Source organism: Nonomuraea sp. NPDC049725 (assembly GCF_040674795.1).
Lineage (GTDB): Bacteria > Actinomycetota > Actinomycetes > Streptosporangiales > Streptosporangiaceae > Nonomuraea > Nonomuraea ceibae.
On record NZ_JBFANJ010000002.1, the window covers coordinates 587,449 to 605,246 of the forward strand.

The 17,798-nt window shown below is 73.7% G+C and carries 12 protein-coding genes; 9 read left to right on the plus strand and 3 right to left on the minus strand.

The genetic code is table 11. The features are described 5' to 3' along the window. The first annotated feature begins 43 nt into the window (after window positions 1–43). Window positions 44–679: a copper resistance CopC family protein gene (locus AB0J53_RS07125; RefSeq protein WP_364169424.1), complete on the plus strand. Its 636-nt coding sequence runs from the start codon at window positions 44–46 to the stop codon at window positions 677–679. Continuing rightward, entirely contained in the window at window positions 676–1,704 is a 1,029-nt protein-coding gene (locus AB0J53_RS07130) for a CopD family protein (RefSeq protein ID WP_364169427.1), read from the plus strand. Before AB0J53_RS07125 ends, AB0J53_RS07130 begins: the two co-directional genes overlap by 4 nt. Here the strand turns inward: AB0J53_RS07130 and AB0J53_RS07135 are convergent. Continuing rightward, window positions 1,662–2,714 carry a hypothetical protein gene (locus AB0J53_RS07135; RefSeq protein ID WP_364169430.1) on the minus strand — a complete coding sequence of 351 codons (1,053 nt, stop codon included), beginning with the start codon at window positions 2,712–2,714 and terminating at the stop codon, window positions 1,662–1,664. The two genes, AB0J53_RS07130 and AB0J53_RS07135, sit on opposite strands and share 43 nt — an antisense overlap. A gap of 127 nt (window positions 2,715–2,841) precedes the next feature. Then, the gene (locus tag AB0J53_RS07140; RefSeq protein ID WP_364169433.1) at window positions 2,842–4,203 is read right to left on the minus strand and encodes a cytochrome P450; all 1,362 of its coding nucleotides are present in this window, start codon (window positions 4,201–4,203) and stop codon (window positions 2,842–2,844) included. A 25-nt stretch (window positions 4,204–4,228) separates the two neighbouring features. Here AB0J53_RS07140 and AB0J53_RS07145 point away from each other — a divergent pair, with 25 nt between their 5' ends. The 7 genes from AB0J53_RS07145 to AB0J53_RS07175 all read left to right on the plus strand — a co-directional run bounded on the left by AB0J53_RS07145 (window position 4,229) and on the right by AB0J53_RS07175 (window position 16,704). Next, window positions 4,229–4,636, plus strand: coding sequence for a PaaI family thioesterase (locus AB0J53_RS07145; RefSeq protein ID WP_219518224.1), 408 nt, complete (start codon window positions 4,229–4,231; stop codon window positions 4,634–4,636). 46 nt (window positions 4,637–4,682) lie between these two features. After that, window positions 4,683–7,337: an alpha/beta fold hydrolase gene (locus tag AB0J53_RS07150; RefSeq protein WP_364169437.1), complete on the plus strand. Its 2,655-nt coding sequence runs from the start codon at window positions 4,683–4,685 to the stop codon at window positions 7,335–7,337. Further along, on the plus strand, window positions 7,334–8,179 hold the full coding sequence (locus tag AB0J53_RS07155; RefSeq protein ID WP_364169440.1) for an ABC transporter permease subunit: 846 nt from the start codon (window positions 7,334–7,336) through the stop codon (window positions 8,177–8,179). The genes AB0J53_RS07150 and AB0J53_RS07155 overlap by 4 nt, the downstream gene beginning before the upstream one ends. A 182-nt stretch (window positions 8,180–8,361) precedes the next feature. Then, window positions 8,362–9,546: an FAD-dependent monooxygenase gene (locus AB0J53_RS07160; protein ID WP_364169443.1), complete on the plus strand. Its 1,185-nt coding sequence runs from the start codon at window positions 8,362–8,364 to the stop codon at window positions 9,544–9,546. Between the two features lie 75 nt (window positions 9,547–9,621). Then, window positions 9,622–12,942 carry a BTAD domain-containing putative transcriptional regulator gene (locus AB0J53_RS07165; protein WP_364169447.1) on the plus strand — a complete coding sequence of 1,107 codons (3,321 nt, stop codon included), beginning with the start codon at window positions 9,622–9,624 and terminating at the stop codon, window positions 12,940–12,942. 265 nt (window positions 12,943–13,207) lie between these two features. Then, entirely contained in the window at window positions 13,208–14,383 is a 1,176-nt protein-coding gene (locus AB0J53_RS07170; protein WP_364169450.1) for an FAD-dependent monooxygenase, read from the plus strand. Between the two features lie 206 nt (window positions 14,384–14,589). After that, window positions 14,590–16,704 carry an AAA family ATPase gene (locus AB0J53_RS07175; RefSeq protein ID WP_364169453.1) on the plus strand — a complete coding sequence of 705 codons (2,115 nt, stop codon included), beginning with the start codon at window positions 14,590–14,592 and terminating at the stop codon, window positions 16,702–16,704. A gap of 47 nt (window positions 16,705–16,751) precedes the next feature. On the opposite strand, the gene AB0J53_RS07180 is transcribed toward AB0J53_RS07175, so the two are convergent. Beyond that, on the minus strand, window positions 16,752–17,753 hold the full coding sequence (locus AB0J53_RS07180; RefSeq protein ID WP_364169455.1) for a hypothetical protein: 1,002 nt from the start codon (window positions 17,751–17,753) through the stop codon (window positions 16,752–16,754). Window positions 17,754–17,798: the final 45 nt, after the last annotated feature.

Sequence of the window (17,798 nt, forward strand, 5' to 3'; positions counted from 1 at the left end):
CACCATAGACGGGATTTGAACACGCTCGATGGAAGGTTGTTCGTTGAGGCGGCTACTCACGGTCCTGCTGCTGGCGGCCTGCGCGGCGGCGGGCCTGGCGTCCCCCGCATGGGCGCACAACGTGCTGGTCGGCAGCGACCCGGCCGACGGGGCGACGCTGGCCGCGCCGCCGTCGCGGATCACGCTGACCTTCGACCAGCCCGCGCGCCAGGGCTACGCCCAGATCGGCGTCACCGGCGGCGACGGCTCCGCGTGGGCCGACGGGGCCGCCGTGGTGTCGGCCGAGAAGGTGTCCGTCGCGGTCAGGCCGATGCCGGCCGGGAGCTACGTGGTCGGCTACCGCATCCTGTCGTCCGACGGGCACCCGGTGACCGGCAAGCTCACCTTCACCGTCGCCGGGACCGGCGCCGCCGCCCCGTCCGGTGACGCCGCCACCGCCCCCGCCGCCGCCCCCGACGCGGGCGCCGCCGCCGCCGAGGCAGCGGCCAACGGGGGTGCGGGGATGGCCGTGGTGTGGATCGTCGCCGCCCTCTTCATCCTGGCCGCCGGCACCGCCCTGGCCCTCCGCCGCGCCACCCCGCCTCCCACCGGCCCTTCCAGCACCGCCGAGGGCGGAGCTTCGGAGGGCGTAGGGTCCGGTGGTTCCGGCGGGCGTGACGGGAAGGGGGCGCGGGCGTGACGGCCACGCAGGTCGCCGCCGGGAGGGCGGTCCGGGGGCAGCTCGCGGGCGGCGTGTTCGCCGTGAGCGCGGTGGTCGCCGTCGTCGTCGCGAGCACGCTGACCGCGCAGGAGGCCGTGCCCGGCATCCCGATGCCGGGGCCGCTGGTCACCGTGGGCCTGCCCGTGGTGCGGGTGCTGCTCGACGTGGCCGCCGTGGCCGTCGTCGGGCTGAGCCTGGTGCCGAAGCTGCTCGGGTTCGACGCCCCCGAGCGCAGCGAGCCGGTGCTGCGCCGGGTCCGGCCGCTCGCCGTCACCGCCGCCTGGGCGTGGGCGGTGTGCGCGCTGCTGACGATCGTGTTCCAGACCGCCGAGCTGAACCCCGGCCGCGTCCCCACGCTCGGCATGATCGCCTCGTACGTCGACACCGTCGGCACCGGCCAGGGCCTGCTGTTCAGCGCGGCGTGCGCGCTGGCGGCGGCGGGGATCGGGCTGATGGCGGTGCGGTTCGGCGAGAAGGTGCCGGCCGAGCTGCGGATCGTGGTGGCGCTGTTCGGGCTGCTGCCGATCCCCGTCACCGGCCACGCGGTGGACTCGGTGTGGCACGACCCCATCATGATCATGATGGAGGTGCACGTGATCGGCGCCGCCGCGTGGACGGGCGGGCTGATCGCGCTGGCGGTGTTCGTGGCGCCGCGCGCGGAGCTGCTGGCCGTGGCGCTGCCGCGCTTCTCCAGGCTGGCGACCGTGTGCCTGCTCATGGTGGGCCTGTCGGGCCTGGTCAGCGGCCTCGGCACGATGGCGCTGACGCCCGGCGTGGAGCTGCCCGGGGCGATCGTGACCAGCCAGTACGGGCTGCTCGTCGTGGTCAAGGTGACCCTGACGGCGCTGCTGGTGCCGCTGGCCGCGCACATCAGGTTCCGGCTGCTGCCGGCCATCCGCGCGGGCCGGGCCACGGCCGTCGCCGGCTGGGCGACGGCCGAGGTCGCGGTGATGGGCCTGGCCTACGGGGTGGCGGTGGCGATCACCCGGGCCTCGATCGGCTGACGGCGGCCGGCCCACCATTCGCAGGCCAGCCAGACGACCAGCAGGCCGAGCCCGGCCCACACGGCCGACGCCGTGGCCAGGGGCGGCGAGCCGTGCAGCCCCTCCTGGCCCTTGAGGAACCCGTACACCGGGCCCATGACCGCGTCCTGCGCGATGAGCGCGCCGTAGACGGCGGCGGTCGCGCCGGCGGCGCCGACGACGGCGCGCACGGCCGGGTGGCGCAGCGCGAACGCCAGGTCGACCAGCAGGCCGCCGGCCACCAGGAAGAACGGCACCGCCGACGGCGGGAAGCCGGCCACGGTGAGCAGGGGCCAGATCGCCACCCGGAACACCACGTACGCGGCGGCCACCAGCGTCGCCGCGCCGAACCTGCCGATCATCATCCGGGCCGCGACCAGCACGCCCAGCCCGGCGACGACCGCGTACACGGGGTAGAGCGTGTCGGGGACGGGCAGCGTGAAGTTGGTGATCATGATGCGGTCGACCGGGCGGCCCATCTGCTCGGCGGCGAAGTCGAGCAGGATCTTCTCGGCGTAGATCACCTTGTTGTCCCAGGCGCCGAGCGACAGGATGCCGTACTCCTGGTGCTGCTCGGGGAAGTGCACGTTCTCCAGGAAGAACGCCAGGAACGCGCCCAGCACCACCGTGCGCTCGCGGCCGGGCGGCGCGCCCATGAACCAGCCCCGGACCACGCCGGCGATCATGAAGAACGTGCCGACGTACAGCATGATGTGGGACGGGCTCCACGACGTGATGTCGAGGCCGTTGATGCGGTGGTTGATCAGGTCGAGCGGCACCGCGACGAGGAACACGCCGGTGCCCCACTGGATCAGCCGGAGCGCGGCCCGGTCGACGCCGTAGCCGGTGTAGCCGTGGATGATCGTCAGGGCGACCACGATGGCGGTGCCGGCCGAGTTGAGCAGGTGCGGCGGGGCCAGGTCGTCGCGCAGCCACATGAAGTGCCACGAGACGTCCCACGCCGAGCCGAGGACCTTCAGGGCAAACGCCACCAGCCACCCGAAATACAGCACACGGAACAGATCATGCGGCGTCTCGCGTCCCGCGGGGCCCCTCGTCCAGTAGGGCAGGGCCCAGTTCTTAAGCGTCGCTGGTGACATCACGGCGCAAATCTTACGGTCATGCCGGTGGGCGGCTCACGGCCCGGCGGCGGCGCAGCCGTACCGGTAGGTGTTTGAGACCGTTCTGGAAGTTGGAGGTGAGGCGGCGCGGCGCGCCCGTCAGGGTGACGTCCCAGGAGAGCAGTTCGCCGAAGACGGCGCGCATCTGGGCGCGGGCGAGGTGCGCGCCCAGGCAGAGGTGCGGGCCGGCGCCGAAGCTGACGTGGTCGTTCGGGGTGCGGCCGACGTCGAAGCGGTCGGGGTCGGGGAAGACCGACGGGTCGCGGTTGGCGGAGGCGTGGTAGACGACGACCTTGTCGCCCCGGCGGATCCGCTGCCCGCCGAGCGTGAGGTCGCGGGTGGCGGTGCGCCGGAAGTCCATCACCGGCGGCCAGAAGCGCAGCATCTCCTCCACGGCCGGGCCGAGCAGCGACGGGTCCTCGCGCAGCCGGGCCAGCTCCCCCGGGTGGCCGAGGAGCGTGAGCAGGCCGCCGGGGATGCCGTTGCGCAGGGTCTCGTTCCCGGCGACGGCGAACAGGAAGAACATGTTCTCGAACTCGGCCTCCGTCAGGCCGCCGCGCAGCATGGCGGACATCACCGAGTCGCCCGGCGGGCTCACGGCCAGCGCGTGCGCGTAGGCGAACATGTCGGCGAGCGCCGCCCGGGAGCGCGGGTTCGCGCCGGGGCGCGGCTCCGGGCGCCGGGCGACCGCCTGGCGGCCCATCGGGGTGAGCGCGTCCGTCTCGGCCGTGGACAGGCCCGCGTAGTCGGCGTCCTGGTAGCCGATCACCCGCGACGCCCAGTCGTACAGCAGCCTCCGGTCGCGGTCCGGCACGCCCATGACGTGCGCGAGCGTCCACACGGGCAGGTCGGCGGCCACCTCGACGAAGTCGCACTCGCCCTCGGCGAACAGGCCGCGCGCCCGCTCGGCGATCTCCCGCTCCAGGGCCCGCACGGCGCGCGGGGTGAACGCGGCGGCGACGATCCGGCGCAGCCTGGAGTGCGCGGGCGGATCGGTGTTGAGCATCATCGCCCGGACGAACTCCAGGTCGGCCGGGGTGTCGGGGTCGCGGATCTGGGTGGCGCCGAGATGGGAGGAGAAGTCCTCAGGGGTGCGCAGGACGTGCTTGACGTCGGCGTGCCGGAACACCGCCCAGTAGCCGGGCCCCTCCTTCCACGGGCCGACCGCCGGCTCGGGGATCCGGCAGACGGGCGCTTCCCTGCGCAGCCGGGCGAACAGCTCGTACGGGATGGCCCGCTCGTACGTGGACGGCAGGAAGACGTCTTCCCGCAGGTCACCGTGGGTGCGGCCGGTGTCGTCCACAGGGGAGGCCGTTCCGGGCGTGTCGTCCACAGGAGGTCGCGGCGTCTCCTCGCTCATGACGTCCAGGGTGCAGGATGGGCGCGTGACTCCAGAAGAGGGACAGGCGATCCTCGCCGAATACTTCGCGCCCTGGGTGCGGCGGCTCGGCCTGCTGGTCGAGGAGGTGGGCGACCGGCACGCCGTGCTGCGCCTGCCGTGGTCGGCCGAGCTGGCCCGGGAGGGCGGCGGGCTGAGCGGCCAGGCGATGATGGCCGCCGCCGACACCGCCACCGTCGTCGCGATCTCCGCCGCCCGGGGCGGGTTCGTGCCGATGACGACCGTGCAGCAGTCCACGACGTTCCAGCGGCCGGTCGTGGACAAGGACGTGCTGGTCGAGGTCCGCATCTCCAAGCTGGGGCGCACGCTGGCCTTCAGCGAGGTCACGCTCACCGCCGCGGGCGAGAGCGACCCGGCCGCCCGCGCCTCGACGGTCTACGCCCTCCTCGCGTGATCGCGTCTCAGAAATCTCTCAGGTGGGGAAAGTAGGATTCCACCTCATGAAACGTACGGCCGCGCTGGTCGCGGTGCTCGCCCTTCTGGGGGTGACGACGTGGCTGGTGTGGCCGTCAGCGCCCGACGCGCGCGGCCAGGACCAGATGATCACCGTCGTCGACGGCCCCGCCGACGACCAGCGGGTCCAGATCGACACCACGTTCTACCCGCCGGCCGGTGCTGACAAGGCGCCCGCGGTGCTGCTCGCGCACGGGTTCGGCGGCAGCAAGCGCAGCGTGAGCGAGCAGGCCGAGCGCCTGGCCGGGTCGGGCTACGCGGTGCTGACCTGGTCGGCGCGCGGCTTCGGCCGCTCCGGCGGCGAGATCGCGCTCAACTCCGCCGACTACGAGGTCAAGGACGTCAAGCAGCTCATCGACTGGCTGGCCAAGCGGCCGGAGGTCGCGCTCGACGGGTCGGGCGACCCGCGCGTCGGCATCGCGGGCGGCTCCTACGGCGGCGCGATCGCGCTCATGACGGCCGCCCATGACGCCCGCGTCGACGCGATCGTGCCCCAGATCACCTGGTCCGACCTGGCCGGCGCGCTCTTCCCCGACGCCACCGGCAAGGGGCCCGAAAACGGCGTGTTCAAGCGCATGTGGGCGGGCATCTTCTTCGGCCGGGGCGGCGCGGGCGTGCCGCAGGGCCTGGAGGCGCTCACCGAGCGGCCCGAGCCGCTGACCGCGGAGCAGGCGCGCTGCGGCCGGTTCCTGCCCGCGATCTGCGAGATCTACCAGGAGGTCGCCAAGACCGGCAAGGCCACGCCGGAGGCGATCGAGCTGCTGCGCAAGTCGAGCCCCGTCTCCGTCGCGGGCCGGATCAAGGCGCCGACGCTGCTCATCCAGGGGCAGCGCGACTCGCTGTTCCCGCTCGACCACGCCGACGCCAACGCCAAGGCGATCGCCGCCGCGGGCACCCCGGTCAGCCTGGCCTGGTTCGACGGCGGCCATGACGGCGGCGACGGCGAGGCCGAATGGCTGTACGAGCAGACGGCGGCCTGGTTCGACCACTACCTGAAGAACGCCGGCGCCACCGCCCCGCAGGCCGCCACCACCACCGCCGGCACCGGCACCACCGCCGGCACCGCCGCCGGGACGCCTGTCAGCGCCTTCACCGTGACCCGCGACGGCGGCCGCGACCCGGGCACCCGGCAGCGCATCCGCCTGCACCCCGAGGCCACCGCCTATCCCGGCCTGGGCGGCACCGACGTCACCGCCGTCCCGCTCGCCGGGCCCGAGCAGCACGTCGTCAACCCGCCCGGCGGCTCACCCGCCTCGATCTCCACGGTCCCGGGCGTCGGCAGCCTGCTCGGCGGCGGCAGCGGTCAGAGCGGCATGAGCGTCTCGCTCGACATGCCCGGCCAGAGCGCCGCGTTCGAGTCCGCGCCGCTCACCGGGCCGCTCCAGCTCACGGGCTCGCCGACGGCCAGGATCAAGGTGTCGGGCTCGGGCGAGGTGACCCTGTTCGCCAAGCTGTTCGACGTCCCCGACTCGATGCAGCCGCCGACCCTGCCCGCCGGTCTGGTCGCGCCCCTGCGCGTGACGATCCCCGAGGGCGCGGGCAGCGCCGAGGTCACCGTCACGCTCCCGGCCGTCGACCACCGCTTCGAGATCGGCCATCGGCTGCGGCTGGTCGTCGCCACGACCGACATGGGCTACGCGACCCCGGCCGAGCCGGCCTCTTACCGCGTCGCCCTCGCCTCCCCCACGGTGTCCGTCCCGACGGTCGCCACCCTCGCCGCCCCGCCCGCCGGGATCGCCTGGTGGGTGTGGGCGATGCCGCTGACGGCGATCCTCGTCGCCGCCGCCGTCCTCGCCACCGGCCGCCGCCGCCCGGCCCCGGCCACCACCGGAGCCGGCGCGTCGCCGGACGCCGTGGCTTCCTCCGCCGCCGAAGCGGAGGCGCCGGTGCCCGCCGGGACGGCCGAGGTGCCGCTGGACATCCGGGGGCTGAGCAAGGCCTACCGCAACGGGGAGCCCGCCGTGGACGGCCTGTCGTTCCGGGTGGAGCAGGGCCAGGTGCTGGGCCTGCTCGGCCCCAACGGCGCCGGCAAGACGACCACGATGCGCATGATGATGGGCCTCATCCACCCCGACGGCGGCGAGATCCGGATCTTCGGCGAGCCCGTCACCCCCGGGGCGCCGGTCCTGTCCCGATTGGGCTCGTTCGTCGAGGGCCCCGGGTTCCTGCCGCACCTGTCCGGGCGCGACAACCTGGAGCTCTACTGGGCCGCCACCGGCCGCCCCGCGGCCGACGCCCGGTTCGACGAGGCGCTGGAGATCGCCGGTCTCGGCACCGCGCTGGAGCGGGCCGTGCGCACCTACTCGCAGGGCATGCGCCAGCGCCTGGCCATCGCCCAGGCCATGCTCGGCCTGCCGGACCTGCTCGTGCTCGACGAGCCCACCAACGGCCTCGACCCACCCCAGATCCGGGAGATGCGCGAGGTGCTCAAGCGCTACGCGCGCGACGGCCGTACGGTGATCGTCTCCAGTCACCTGCTGGCCGAGGTGGAGCAGACCTGCACCCACGTGGTCGTCATGCAGCGCGGCAGGCTCGTGTCGGCCGGGCCGGTGTCGGCGCTGCTCAGCTCGGCCGCGACCGGCAACGGGCACGGGCCGCGCCTGGAAGACGTGTTCCTGGACCTCATCGGGGAGAAGGCATGACCGCCGCCACGGGTTATTCGCCCCGCCGGACCCTCCCGCTGAGGGTCGAGATCGTCAGGCAGTTCAAGCGGCGGCGCACGCTGGGCATGTTCGGGCTGCTGCTGGCGCTGCCGTGGATCCTGGTGATCGCGTTCCAGCTCGGCCCCGACGGCTTCGGCGACCAGTCGTCGCTGCGCATCTCCGACCTGGCCACGGCCAGCGGGCTCAACTTCGCGGCGTTCGCGCTGTCGGTGTCGGCGAGCTTCCTGCTGGTGGTCGCGGTGGCGCTGTTCTGCGGCGACACGGTGGCCAGCGAGGCCAACTGGTCGTCGCTGCGCTACCTGCTGGCGGCGCCGGTGCCGCGTGACCGGCTGCTGCGGCAGAAGCTCGTCGTGGCGCTCGGCTACTCGGCCGCCGCCGTGATCAGCCTGCCGCTGATGGCGCTCCTGGCGGGGACCCTCGCGTTCGGCTGGGCCGACATCCAGGTCCCCGGCACCGGCGAGACCATCCCGGCGCTCGACGTGCTGCCGCGCTTCGGCATCGTGATCGGTTACGCCATGGTCAGCCAGCTCGTCGTGGCGGCTCTGGCGTTCCTGATCTCCACGATGACCGATTCGCCGCTGGGCGCCGTGGGCGGGGCGGTCGGCCTGTGGATCGTCTGCACCATCCTCCAGGCGGTGGAGGCGCTGGGGGCGCTGCGCGAGTTCCTGCCCACGTTCTGGAACAACGCCTGGATCGACGCGCTCGCCCCGGAGCTGGACTGGAGCGGCATGGCCAAAGGCGCCTCGGTGTCGATCACGTACGCGGCCGTCCTCATCGCCATCGCCTTCCGCCGCTTCCGCAGCAAGGACGTGGTGAGCTGACCGCGCCCCGGCGGGGGTGACGGTGGTGGTCCGGAGGCGCGCCGTAATGCGCCACCGGACCACGCCCGCTGACCCGCCCGCTGCCCCGCGCGACACGGAGCACCGCCGCCTGCTGGTCCGTTGGACGTGGTGGTGCGGGACGGGTGGGCGGGGGTGGGGGCTGGGGCGGGTAAGGAGGTCTCATGACTCGTCGCGTTCTCGTGTCCGGTGCCAGCATCGCCGGTCCTGCCGTGGCCTACTGGCTCGACCGCTACGGCTTCGACGTCACGGTCGTGGAGCGGGCTCCCGCGGTCCGGGGCGGTGGTTACGCCGTCGACATCCGTGGCACCGCGCTCGGCGTGGTCGAGCGGATGGGGCTGCTTCCCCGGCTCCGGGACGCCCACGTCGACTCGCAGAAGGTCTCGTTCGTCGATCCGGAGGGCGAGGTGATCGCCGCCATTCCGGCCCAGGACGTGGTGGGCGGCACGGAGGGCGTCGACCTGGAGGTGCGGCGCGGCGACCTGGCCGACGCGCTGGTCGACGTGATCCGTGACCGGGTCGAGTTCTTGTTCGGCGACTCCATCGCCGTCCTGCACGACGACGGCGACCGGGTGGAGGTCGCGTTCGACAGCGGCCGGACGCGGACGTACGACCTGGTGATCGGCGCCGACGGCCTGCACTCCGGCACCCGCGCCCACGTCTTCGGCCCCGAGGGGCCCTTCCACCGCTATCTGGGCTGCTGCTTCGCCGGGTTCACGCTGCCCGGCGACCTCGGCCCGGCGCACGAAGCGTTCATCTGGAACGTCCCGGGCAAGGCCGCCGTCCTCAACGCGCACGAGCCCGGCACCCCGGTGCACGGTTTCCTGGTGTTCGCCCGGGACGAGCCGCCCTTCGACGTCCTGCGCGACCCCGCCGCCCTGCGTGACCTGGTCGCCGCCGAGTTCGCGGGCGCCGGTTGGAAGGTGCCCCGGCTGGTGGCCGCCATGCGCGAGGCCGACGACCTGTTCTTCGACCTCGTCAGCCAGATCCACCTGCCCGCCTGGTCGCGGGGCCGTGTCGCGCTGGTCGGCGACGCCGCGTACGCGCCCTCGTTCATGTCGGGGCAGGGGTCGAGCATCGCCCTCGTCGGCGCGTACATCCTGGCGGGCGAGCTGGCCGTGCGGGACGGGCACGCGGCCGCGTTCGACGCCTACGAGAAGACGGCGCGGGAGTTCGTCGAGACGAACCAGGCCCTGGTCATGGGAGGCGGCTCCGCCCTCCTGCCCCGTACGCGGGAGGAGCTCGACGCGCGCAACGCGGCGCTGCGCGACCCGGAGCTGCTGCCCGGGAAGCAGGTGTCCGCCGCCAGCCTCGGCCTCGCCCTTCCCGACTACGGCCTCGCGGAGTGAGCCGCGCCCTGGTCCACGGGGGTGCGGTGATCGGAACGCGGCGGGCGTGTTGCCGGGATCGGGCAGAATCGGCGCATGCGGTTCGGTGTCCTGGGGGGCTTGGAGGTGCGCGGGGCCTCCGGTGAGGTGGTGTCCGTCGGCGGGCCCCGGCCACGGGCGCTGCTGGTGATGCTGCTGCTGAACGCCGGCCGGGTGGTGACCGTCGAGGAGCTGATCGACGGCCAGTACGGGGAGGAGCCGCCGGCCGGGGCGGCCAACGCGGTGCAGGCGCAGGTGTCGCGGTTGCGGCGGGGGCTCGGAGCCGGGCTGGTCGAGTTCCACGGGAACGGGTACCGGCTGGCGGTCGATCCGGACGACGTGGACGCGCACAGGTTCGAGCGGCTGGCCCGGGAGGGGCGGCGGCTGGTGGCGGCCGGGCACCACGCGCGGGGGGCGGCGCTGCTGCGGGAGGGTCTGGCGTTGTGGCGCGGGCCGGCGCTGAGCGACCTGCCGTCGGGCGTGGCGCAGGCGGCGCGGCTGGAGGAGCTGCGGCTCGGGGCGCTGGAGGATCTGGCGGAGGCCGAGCTGGGGTTGCCCGAGGGGGCTTCGGTGGCGGAGCTGCGGGGGCTGGTGGACGCGCATCCGTTGCGGGAGCGGCTGCGGGCGCAGCTGATGCGGGCGCTGCACGCGGCGGGGCGGCAGGCCGAGGCGCTGGAGGTGTTCGAGGAGGGGCGGCGGCTGCTGGCGGACGAGCTGGGGGTCGATCCCGGCGCCGAGCTGGCGGGCGCTCATCTGGACGTGCTGCGGGGGGCCGAGCCCGTGCCCGTGACGCGGCGGGGGCTGCCCGCGCAGTTGACCAGCTTCGTGGGCCGGGAGGAGGAGCTGGCGCTGATCGGGCGGCTGCGGGATGCCCGGTTGGTCACCGTCGTGGGGCCTGGCGGCACCGGCAAGACCCGGCTGGCGGTCGAGGCGGCCGCGCGGGAGACGGCCGCCCAGAAGATGGCCGCCCGCGAGTCGGCCGTCCAGAAGGTGGCCGCGCGGGAGGTGGCCGGGCCTGTTGCGGGGGGCGGGGCCGGGGCGGGTGGGGTGTGTTTCGTGGATCTCACTCCGCTGGCCGAGCTGACCGGCGAGGGGGTGGGGGGCGAGGAGGTCGCTCACGTGGTGCTGGGGGCGCTCGGCGTGCGGGAGGGCGGGCTGCGGGCGCCGTACCCGGTGGACCCGGTGCGGCGGCTGGCGGCGGCGCTGGGCGGCGGGCGGGAGGCGCTGCTCGTCCTCGACAACTGCGAGCACGTGGTGGGCGCCGCGGCCGGGCTGGTGCGGGAGCTGCTCGGGGAGTGCCCCGGGCTGCGGGTGCTGGCCACGAGCCGCGAACCGCTCGGGATCACCGGCGAGGCGCTGGTGACGCTGACGCCGCTGGCGACGCCGCCCACCGGCCGGACGGCAGTGCCCGCCGGCCGGACGGCAGTGGGTGAGGCGATGGCGTACCCGGCCGTGCGGCTGTTCGCGGACCGGGCGGGGGCCGTGCGGCAGGGGTTCGAGGTGGGGCCCGGCAACGTGGAGGCGGTCGTGCGGATCTGCGCGGCGCTGGAGGGGGTGCCGCTGGCGATCGAGCTGGCGGCGGCGCGGCTGCGGTCGTTCGAGGTGGAGGAGATCGCGGCGCGGCTGGCGGAGGACGGCCGGTTCCGGCTGCTGTCGCGCGGGGATCGTACGGCGGCGGCGCGGCACCGGACGTTGCGCGCGGCCGTCGAGTGGAGCTGGGACCTGCTGACGGCCGGCGAGCAGGCGCTGGCGCGGCGGTTCTCGGTGTTCGCGGGCGGCGCGACGGTGGCGGCGGTGGAGGAGGTGTGCGGGCTGGACGACGCGGCGGGGCTGCTGGGCGACCTGGTGGACAAGTCGCTCGTCGAGCACGCCGACGGCCGGTACCGGATGCTGGAGACGATCCGGCTGTTCTGCGCGGAACGGCTGGCCGAGTCCGGCGAGCTCGAACCGACGCGGGAGCGGCACGGGCGCTGCTTCGAGGCGCTGGCGCAGCGGGCAGACCCGCACCTGCGGCGCGGCGAACAGCTGGAATGGCTGCGGCGGCTGTCCGCCGACCACGGCAACCTCATGGGGGCGCTGCGCTGGGCCGTGCGCCACGACCGCGACAGGGCGCTGCGCATGGTGGCGGCCCTGGCGTCCTACTGGTGGCTGAGCGGGCGGCAGAGCCAGGCCGGGGAGCCCGCCGCCGAGCTGCTGGAGGCCGTCGGGCGGCCCGTCGAAGGGCTGGAGGAGGGGTACGTGATGTGCGTGGTGCACGCCTCTCCCCCGGCCGCGGCGGAGCACTGGGAGCGGGCGGCGGCGTTCGTCGCCGGGCTGGACCGGCCGTTGCGGCATCCGATCACCGCCGCGCTGTGGGGGATGACGGTGGGGCCGCCGGCGCGGCCGGTCGGGCCGGAGACCGACTGGGTGCTCGGCTCCGACCCGTGGAGCGAGGCGCTGGGGCGGCTCGGGCGGGCACTGCTGCGGGTGATCGACGGCGATCCTGCCGGGGGTGAGCGGGATCTGGAGGACGTGCTCGGGCGGTTCCGCGCGGTGGGCGAGCGGTGGGGCATCGCGCAGGGGCTCGACTGGCTGGCCATGCTCGCCGGGTGGCGTGGCGACTGGCGGCGGGCCGGGGAGATGTGGCGGGAGGCGCTGGACCTGCTCGGCGAGCTGGGGGCGCTGGAGGAGATGGCGGACGTGCTCGGGCGGCAGGCCGAGGCGCTGGTGCGCGAAGGCGACCTGGCGGGCGGGGCCGCCGCCTACCGGCGGGCCGAGGAGGCCGCGCTGCGTGCCGGGCGGGGCGGGGCGCCGGTGATGGTGGAGGTGGGGCTGGGCGAGCTGGCCCAGGCGGCGGGTGACACGGGTGAGGCGCGGCGGCGGTTCGAGCGGGCGCTGGCGGCGTCGGGGAGCGGCGGGTTCGGGGCGCGGCAGGCGCGGGCGCGCGTGCTCGTCGCGCTGGCCCGCCTCACGGCGGCCGAGCGGCGGACCGAGCTGCAGGCCGAGCGGCGGGCCGGTGTACGGGGGTCCGGGGGCGACGGGGAGGCGCGGCGGCTGTACGGGGAGGCGGTGACGGCGGTGCTCGACGTCGGCCTGGCCGCCGACCTGGCGGACGTCGCCGAGGGGCTGGCCGGGGCGCTGGTCCTGGAGAGCGTGGCCGGGTGGGCCGCGGGGGTGGCGGGGCAGGGTGCGGTTTCTGCGGGGGTGGCGGAGAGGGCGGCGGTGTTGCTGGGGGCGGGGGTGGCGGTGCGGGGGGCGGCGGTGGCCGGTGATCGGCAGGTTGCCGCGACCGCCGAGGCGGCACGCGAGGTGCTGGGGGCCGAGGCGTTCGACCGCGCGCACGCCCGTGGCAGGGCCCTGACGCGAGCGGACGTGCTGACGGCCCTGACCGCCGAATGACCGCCGAAGGGGCGCGCCTGACCGGCGAGGGCGACCCCCCGACGCACCGGACCGGCTAGCGCCAGGCCCGCCGGCGCCAGCCCGCCGGCGCCCAGTGCGCATGGCGCCCGGCCCGCATGGTGCCCGGCCCGCGCGGCGCCCGGTCCGCATGGCGCCCGGCCCGCACGGCGCCCGGTGCGGTCCGCTGACAGTGCGGGGGTGCGGCCGGCCGGGGTGTCAGCGGGGGCGCGGTGGGTTGTCAGCGGTGGCGCCCATGCTCGGTCCCATGGACACCGCTATGAAGAACACCTCGGTCCTCGTCTCCGGCGCAAGCGTCGCCGGCCCCGCGATCGCCTACTGGCTGCACCGGTACGGGTGCCGCGTCACCGTGGTGGAGAAGGCGCCCGCGCTGCGGCTGGGCGGGCAGGCGGTCGACTTCAAGGGCGCCGTGCACCGTACCGTGCTGGAGCGCATGGGCATCCTGGAGGAGGTGTACCGCCGCCGGACCGGCGGGTCGGACCAGGAGATCGTCGACGCGCGGGGCAGGCGGCTGGCCGTGATGCCGGGCGAGTTCACCGGCGGCGACGTGGAGATCCTGCGGGGCGACCTGGCGGAGCTGCTGTACGAGCGGACGCGGGAGGGCTGCGAGTACGTCTTCGGCGACTCGATCACGTCGCTGACGCAGTCGGCCGGGGGCGTGGACGTGACGTTCGAGCGGGCGGCGCCGCGTACGTTCGACCTGGTGGTGGGGGCGGACGGGATCCACTCGAACGTGCGGCGGCTGGCGTTCGGCCCGGAGGAGGAGTTCGTCCGCTTCCTGGGCCACTACTACGCGCTGGTGCAGCTCGACCTGGAGTCGGGCAGCCAGATGTACAACGAGCCGGGCAGGATGGCGGCGCTGGGCGGGGTGAAGGCGCCGAGCTTCTTCGTCTTCGCCTCCGAGCCGCTGGACTACGACCGTTATGACGTGGAGCAGCAGCGGCGCGTCCTGATGGACGCCTATCGGGGCGCCGGGTGGCGGATCCCGGAGGTGCTGGACAGGCTGGCGGGGGTCGAGGACATCCATCTGGACTCGATCAGCCGGGTCGAGACGGACGAGTACGCCAGGGGCCGCGTGGTGCTGCTGGGCGACGCGGCGTACGGGAACACGCTGGGCGGTTTCGGCAGCGGTCTGGCGCTCGTGGGCGCGTATGTGCTGGCGGGTGAGCTGGCGGCGGCGGGCGGTGATCACCGGGCCGGGTTCGCGGCCTATCAGGAGGCGTTCCGCGGCTACGCCAAGGTGGCGCGGCAGGGGAACGCCGGGTCGTTCCTGGCGCCGGCGACGCCGGCGCGGATCAGGATGCGCAACTGGATGCTCCGCCGCAGGGTGATGATGCGGGCGATGCTCAAGGCCACGGATTGGTTCGCGACCGGCATCGAGCTGAAGGACTATGCCCAGTGCGGCGGCTTGTTTTCGAGGTAGAAGGCGTCGGGGTCGGTCTCGGGCCAGTCGCCCCAGCCGAGGTCGGTGTCGTCGGAGGTCTGCTCCGGGAGAGAATTCTGCACGGAATACATGCTACCGAGTGATACAAAGCCGACCCCGCGGGCGTTCCAGGCGCCGGGACACCCGGCGATCTCGGCGGTACGATGCCTAAGCAGGTTGTCGCCTATCCCCCCGAGAGGCTGCCCATGGCCACCCCGACAGGATGGCGGCGAGAAGGCAATCTGCCGGCGGAGCTCACCAGCTTCGTCGGCCGGACGCGCCTGCTCGCCAACCTCAAGCGGCACCTGGGCGAGTCCCGCCTGGTGACGGTCACGGGCATCGGCGGCGTGGGCAAGTCGCGCACGGTGCTGCGGCTGGCGCACCAGGTGCGCAACCATTATCCCGACGGTGTCTGGTTCGCCGATCTGGCCCGGTTGCAGGACGCGGGCATGGTCCGGCACACGATCGCGTCCGCGCTCGGCATCGCCGACCAGTCGTCGCGGGCGGAGTCGGAGACGCTGTCAGAGTGGGTGGGCACGCGCGACATGCTGCTCATCATCGACACGTGCGAGCATCTGGTGCAGGGCTGCGCGGAGCTGGTGCACGAGCTGCTGGAGGCGGCGCCCAACCTGAAGGTGCTGGCCACCAGCCGCCAGTCGCTGCACCTGCCGTACGAGCACGTGGTGCCGGTGCCGCCGCTGCAGGTGCCGGGCGACGACCCGGTGGAGAACCTGTTCACCAACGAGTCGGTGCAGTTGTTCGCGGCGCGGGCCGGGGCGGTGGTGCCCGATTTCGCGCTGGACGAGTACAACATCAACGCGGTGGCGGAGCTGTGCCGTCGTCTCGACGGCATCCCGCTGGCGATCGAGCTGGCGGCGGTGCGGCTGCGGGCGCTGTCGGTGGAGCAGATCCTGGCGCTCCTGGCCGACCGGTTCAGCCTGCTGGCGGGCGCGAGCCGGACGGCGCTGCCGCGGCATCAGACGCTGCGCGCGGCGATCGGGTGGAGTCACGAGCTGTGCGAGCCGGCCGAGCGGCTGCTGTGGGCGCGGCTGTCGGTGTTCGCCGGTGACTTCGAGCTGGAGGCGGCGCGTGCCGTCTGCTCCGACGAGCGGCTGCCGGAAAGCGACATCACCGACCTGGTCACGGGGCTGGTGGAGAAGTCGATCCTGATGATCAGCAGCAACCACGCCGGCGTCCGCTACAAGCTGATCGACACGCTGGCGGAGTACGGCGAGGAGTGGCTGGAGAAGCTCGGCCAGAAGCAGAACCTGCGCCACAAGCACCTGGCCTACTACCTGAGCCTGGCGCAGCGCAGCGAGGACGCCTGGTCGGGGCCGAGGCAGATCTACTGGTTCGTGCGCATGCGGCAGGAGCACGACAACGTCCGCCTCGCGCTGGAGCACGCGCTGCGCACGCCGGGTGAGACGATTCTGGCGCTGACGCTGCTGTCGTCGCTGTGGTTCATGTGGGTGTGCTGTGGTTTCGTCCGCGAGGGCCGCCTCTATCTGGAGCGGGCGCTGGAGGCCAACAAGGGCTTCAGCAAGGAGCGCTGCAAGGCGCTGTGGGTGCTGTCGTACGTGCGCAGCGCCCAGGGTGACAGCGTGGGCGCGCTGGAGGCGGCCGAGCGGTGCAGCACCGAGGCGGTGCGGGTCGGCGACTCCAGGGCGGTGATCCTGGCCTCGAAGATGCAGGGCACCGCCGCGCTGCTGCAGGACGACCTGCAGAAGGCGAGCGCGCTGCTGGGCGTGGCGATCGAGTTCAACACCGACAACAAGGAGCTCAACCCGGGCCTGCTGCCGGCGATCGTGGAGCTGTCGCTGGTGCTGTCGGCGCAGGGCGAGCTGTACGAGGCCGAGTCGCTGCTGAACGACTGCCTCCAGGTGTGCAAGGAGCGCGGTGAGCTGTGGGTGAGCTCCTACGCGCAGTGGGCGATGTCGCTGACCAAGCTGGGCAGCAACCGGCCGGGCGAGGCGCTGGACGCGGCCCGCGAGGGGCTGCGGATCAAGCGTCACTTCCACGACACGCTGGGCACGCTGCTGGTGCTGGAGACGACGGCGCGGATCTTCGCCGCGATGGGGCAGGAGCCGCTGGCGGCCCGGCTGCTGGGCGCGTTGCAGCAGAACTGGAAGACGGCGGGCCTGCCGATGCTGGGCGCGCCGTTCCTGACCGGTGACCACGATCAGTGCGTCAAGGAGTGCCAGAAGGCGATGGGCGAGCGGGACTACCAGGCGGCGTTCGAGGAGGGCGGGCGGCTGGACCTCGACGAGGCGTCCGCGCTCGCGCTCGGCGACCTGGACGCCTCGGAGGACGGCGTTGTCTGAGGGGGTCCGGGACCTGGGCGGGGTGTGACGATGGAGCCCGCGCTCACCTAGACGGCTTGCGGCCAGCGGGTGTCGGTGGGCCAGGCGTGCACGTAGCGGGCGCTGCCGAGGGAGAACTCGATGTGCCCGCGCACCCAGTGTTCGAGTCCGCGCACGTATCGGCGGACGGGCAGCGACGCCCACTTGTCGAGCGCCGCGCGCCGCTCGACGAAGGCGGCGATGGCCGCGTTGTGCATCTTCGACACCTCTTCGAGCGCCTCCTGGAGGTTGAACGTCCGGTGCGTGGCCAGCACCGTGACGAGGTTGTGCCGGGCCTTGTCGTTGCCCCGTTCCTTGGCGTACGAGAGCAGGTCGTTGTCCCAGCCGATGAGGTCGCAGGCCAGGTCGGAGAGCATGCGCACGTCGGGGTGGTGCCATTCTTCGGCTTCGAGCCTGTAGCCGCCGCCGACGTCGATGAGCGCGAAGCAGGTGAAGGTGGCCCCGGTGATGCGGCGCATGAGCACGTAGTCCTCGGGGGTGGGGATGAGGTCGACCTCCCGGTTGGCGGCCTCCCAGATCTGGGCGAACAGGTATTCCTTCACCGTGGTGCGCCACCGGTCGACCTGGGCGGGGGTGCCGGACTCGGCGATGCGGTCGAGGAGTTCGCGCAGGGTGACGCCGAACGGGTCGCCGCCGTCGGGTTCGCGGCGCCGGTCGAGGATCTCCAGGAGGGGCGGGAGGGCGCGGGCCAGCGCGGAGGCGCGGTGCCCCATCAGTTCGCCTTCGCAGAACGCGTCGTCGAAGGCGAACAGCCAGTTGTACCAGTCGTTGATCAGGCGGAGCGCGTCGCGGGGCACTAAGGGGTTGGTCCGCGCGGCGAGCATGCCGATCTTGGAGCGCCGGAAGTGCTCGAGGGTCTCGGCTCCGGGCAGCAGGTGTGAGGCGGCCAGCCAGCTATGGCTCTCGGCGTCGACCTCGGCGGCGTGCTCGTTTATCTCATTGGGGAACGGGCAGGGCAGCGGAGGGATCTGGAGTGGTCGCCTACTGAAGGAATGCGCAGAATTAGCCACTCATCCAGCATGACGATGGACCGTTCGAAAGGCCATACTCCCCTC

What these genes read in the sequence shown, in the direction of transcription:
- AB0J53_RS07140 (WP_364169433.1), bottom strand. Translation starts at nt 4,203, where the DNA reads ATGAGCGAGGAGACGCCGCGACCTCCTGTGGACGACACGCCCGGAACG.
- AB0J53_RS07150 (WP_364169437.1), top strand. Translation starts at nt 4,683, where the DNA reads ATGAAACGTACGGCCGCGCTGGTCGCGGTGCTCGCCCTTCTGGGGGTG.
- AB0J53_RS07155 (WP_364169440.1), top strand. Translation starts at nt 7,334, where the DNA reads ATGACCGCCGCCACGGGTTATTCGCCCCGCCGGACCCTCCCGCTGAGG.
- AB0J53_RS07160 (WP_364169443.1), top strand. Translation starts at nt 8,362, where the DNA reads ATGACTCGTCGCGTTCTCGTGTCCGGTGCCAGCATCGCCGGTCCTGCC.
- AB0J53_RS07165 (WP_364169447.1), top strand. Translation starts at nt 9,622, where the DNA reads ATGCGGTTCGGTGTCCTGGGGGGCTTGGAGGTGCGCGGGGCCTCCGGT.
- AB0J53_RS07170 (WP_364169450.1), top strand. Translation starts at nt 13,208, where the DNA reads ATGGACACCGCTATGAAGAACACCTCGGTCCTCGTCTCCGGCGCAAGC.
- AB0J53_RS07175 (WP_364169453.1), top strand. Translation starts at nt 14,590, where the DNA reads ATGGCCACCCCGACAGGATGGCGGCGAGAAGGCAATCTGCCGGCGGAG.